Below are 2,863 nucleotides of genomic sequence, written 5' to 3'. Positions count from 1 at the left end.
GCACTCGATCGTGCTCGTTCGTGGCGGCCGTGTGAAGGATCTTCCTGGGGTGCGTTACAAGGTCATTCGCGGCACTCTGGATGCGTCCGGTGTGGCAGAACGCAAGCAGGCGCGTTCCCGGTACGGAAGCAAGAAGGAGTCCTGATGCGTCGCGGTCCCGCCACCAAACGTTTCATCGAGCCGGATCCGGTGTTCCGGAATCTGCTCGTCTCCCAGGTCATCAACAAGGTGCTTCTGGACGGAAAGAAGAACGTTGCCCGCTCCGTCGTGTACGGAGCACTCGAGATCGTCGAACGTCGGGCTGGACAGGATCCGGTCACGGTGCTCAAGCGGGCGGTCGACAACATCCGGCCTCAAGTCGAGGTCCGTTCCCGTCGAGTGGGTGGGTCCTCGTACCAGGTACCGGTCGAGGTTTCACCACGCAGGGCGAATTCGCTCGCCATTCGATGGCTCGTCGGATTCGCTCGCAAGCGCAAAGAATCAAAGATGACGGAACGTCTCGCCAACGAGATCATGGATGCTTCCAACAACTCCGGCTCCGCCGTCAAGCGCAAGGAAGACATCCATAAGATGGCCGAGTCGAACAAGGCGTTTGCCCACTACCGCTGGTAACCCGCTTCTACTGACAATCCCATAGCGACTGAGGAAGAGATGAGTAACGGATCAAGGGACGCGCTGGCCAGACTGCGCCAGTACCCGCTGAGCCGGACCCGAAACATCGGGATCATGGCACACATCGACGCGGGCAAAACGACCTTGACCGAGCGCATCCTGTACTACACGGGCAAGACGTACAAGCTCGGTGAAGTCCACGAAGGCGCCGCCGTCATGGACTGGATGGAACAGGAGCAAGAGCGCGGGATCACCATCACCTCAGCCGCAACCACCGCCGGGTGGCATGACCACTGGATCAATATCATCGACACGCCCGGCCACGTCGACTTCACCGTCGAAGTCGAGCGTTCCCTGCGGGTTCTCGATGGAGCCGTCGCCGTGTTCGACGCCGTTGCAGGAGTGGAACCCCAGTCCGAGACGGTGTGGCGTCAGGCCGACCGCTACTCCGTTCCCCGCATCTCGTTCGTCAACAAGATGGACAGGATCGGGGCAGATTTCTTTGCGTCGGTTGCCTCGATCCGTGAGCGTCTGGAGGCGAACCCGGTTCCGATTCAGCTTCCCATAGGAGCTGAAGGCGATTTCCGGGGTGTCATCGACCTCATCGAAGAGCGGGCCCACATCTGGCAGGGCGATGACGGCAAGCGATGGGACACGGTGTCGATCCCCGATGAACTGTCTGGACTCGCTCACGAGTGGCGGGGAAAGATGATCGAGGCTTGCGCCGATGTCGATGATTCTCTACTCGAGAAGTATCTCGAAGATGTCACGATCGAGCCCGGCGAGATTCATACGGCGATTCGCAGAGGCACGCTCGGCGGTACGTTCACACCGGTGCTCTGCGGGTCGGCGTTTCGCAACAAGGGCGTTCAGCCACTGCTCGACGCGATCGTGGCCTACCTCCCGAGTCCCTCGGATCTCCCGCCAATCCAGGGTTTCAAGCCGGGCGACGAGGAAGTGGTCGTCACTCGGCGCGCCGACGATGCAGAGCCGTTCACGGCGCTCGCATTCAAGATCATGAGCGATCCCCATGTCGGCAAACTCACGTATTTCCGTGTTTACGCAGGCTCGGCGCCGAAGGGCGGCCAGGTCATCAACTCGTCGTCGGGTCGCAAGGAGCGCCTCGGCCGGTTGCTGCGCATGCACGCCAACCATCGTGAAGATCTCGATGCCGTCCACACCGGAGATATCGTGGCCGTGGTCGGCCTCAAGAGCACGACGACCGGAGACACGCTTTCGGCGGTAGGTTCGCCGATTCAGCTCGAGTCGATGACATTCCCCGCCCCGGTGATCTCTGTGGCGATCGAACCGAAGACGAAAGTGGATCAGGACAAACTGGGTGATGCTCTCCGCCGATTGTCGGACGAGGATCCGACGTTTCTCGTCCGATCGGACGAGGAGACCGGCCAGACGATCATCTCCGGGATGGGTGAATTGCATCTCGAGGTACTCGTCGATCGACTCGTGCGCGAGTTCCGGGTCGGGGCGAACGTAGGCAGGCCGCAGGTCGCCTATCGCGAGACCATCAAAGGCGGTGTCACAAAGGTCGAGGGGCGTTACGTGCGTCAGTCGGGAGGACGTGGCCAGTACGGCCATGTCGTCATCAACCTCGAACCGACGGGTCCCGGAGGCGGATACGAGTTCGTCGACAAGATCAAGGGAGGTCGCGTACCCCGTGAGTACATCCCGTCGGTCGATGCGGGGATCGAGGAGGCGCTCGATCAGGGTATTCTCGCCGGCTACCCGCTGGTGGACGTTCGAGCGACCCTCATCGACGGGTCCTATCACGACGTCGACTCTTCGGAGATGGCGTTTCGTATCGCGGGGTCGATCGCCTTCCAAGAGGCGGCGAAGCGGGCCGGCGTGAAGCTTCTCGAACCGGTTATGGCGGTCGAGGTGGTCACCCCCGAGAATTACATGGGGGACGTGATCGGCGACCTCTCCTCCCGCCGGGGCAAGATCGAGGAAATGGATCAGCGGGGGAATGCCCGTGTCGTTACGGCACAAGTGCCACTCGCAGAGATGTTCGGCTATGCGACAGACCTTCGGTCTCGCACGCAAGGTCGTGCTACGTACACCATGCAGTTCCATTCATACCAGGATGTTCCCGAAGCTATTGCCAAGGAAATCGTCGCCCGAGTTCGAGGCGAATAGAGAGAAAGGGTTTTGTGATGGCGAAGGCGAAGTTTGAGCGGACGAAGCCGCATGTGAATGTGGGGACGATGGGTCATATTGATCATGGGAAGACGAC

3 protein-coding genes are annotated in these 2,863 nt (G+C 60.7%); all 3 read left to right on the top strand.

All coding sequences use genetic code 11. The annotated features are described in order from the left end of the window. The coding region (locus GWP04_12620) for a 30S ribosomal protein S12 (GenBank protein ID NIA26382.1) at window positions 1-145 on the top strand (145 nt) is incomplete at its 5' end. Then, a complete protein-coding gene (rpsG, locus tag GWP04_12615; protein NIA26381.1) occupies window positions 142-612 on the top strand; it encodes a 30S ribosomal protein S7 in 471 nt (156 codons plus the stop codon). The genes GWP04_12620 and rpsG, both read left to right, overlap by 4 nt. Before the next feature lie 39 nt (window positions 613-651). Then, a complete protein-coding gene (fusA, locus tag GWP04_12610; protein ID NIA26380.1) occupies window positions 652-2,766 on the top strand; it encodes an elongation factor G in 2,115 nt (704 codons plus the stop codon). The last annotated feature ends 97 nt before the right edge of the window (window positions 2,767-2,863 follow it).

The sequence above is a fragment of the Gammaproteobacteria bacterium genome, assembly GCA_011682695.1.
Lineage (GTDB): Bacteria > Actinomycetota > Acidimicrobiia > Spongiisociales > UBA4744 > BMS3Bbin01.
The sequence above is the reverse complement of the archived record's forward strand: the minus strand, read 5'-3'. Positions and strand labels throughout refer to the sequence as shown.

Coding starts and splice junctions, on each gene's coding strand:
- fusA (NIA26380.1), top strand. CDS start 652: ATGAGTAACGGATCAAGGGACGCGCTGGCCAGACTGCGCCAGTACCCG.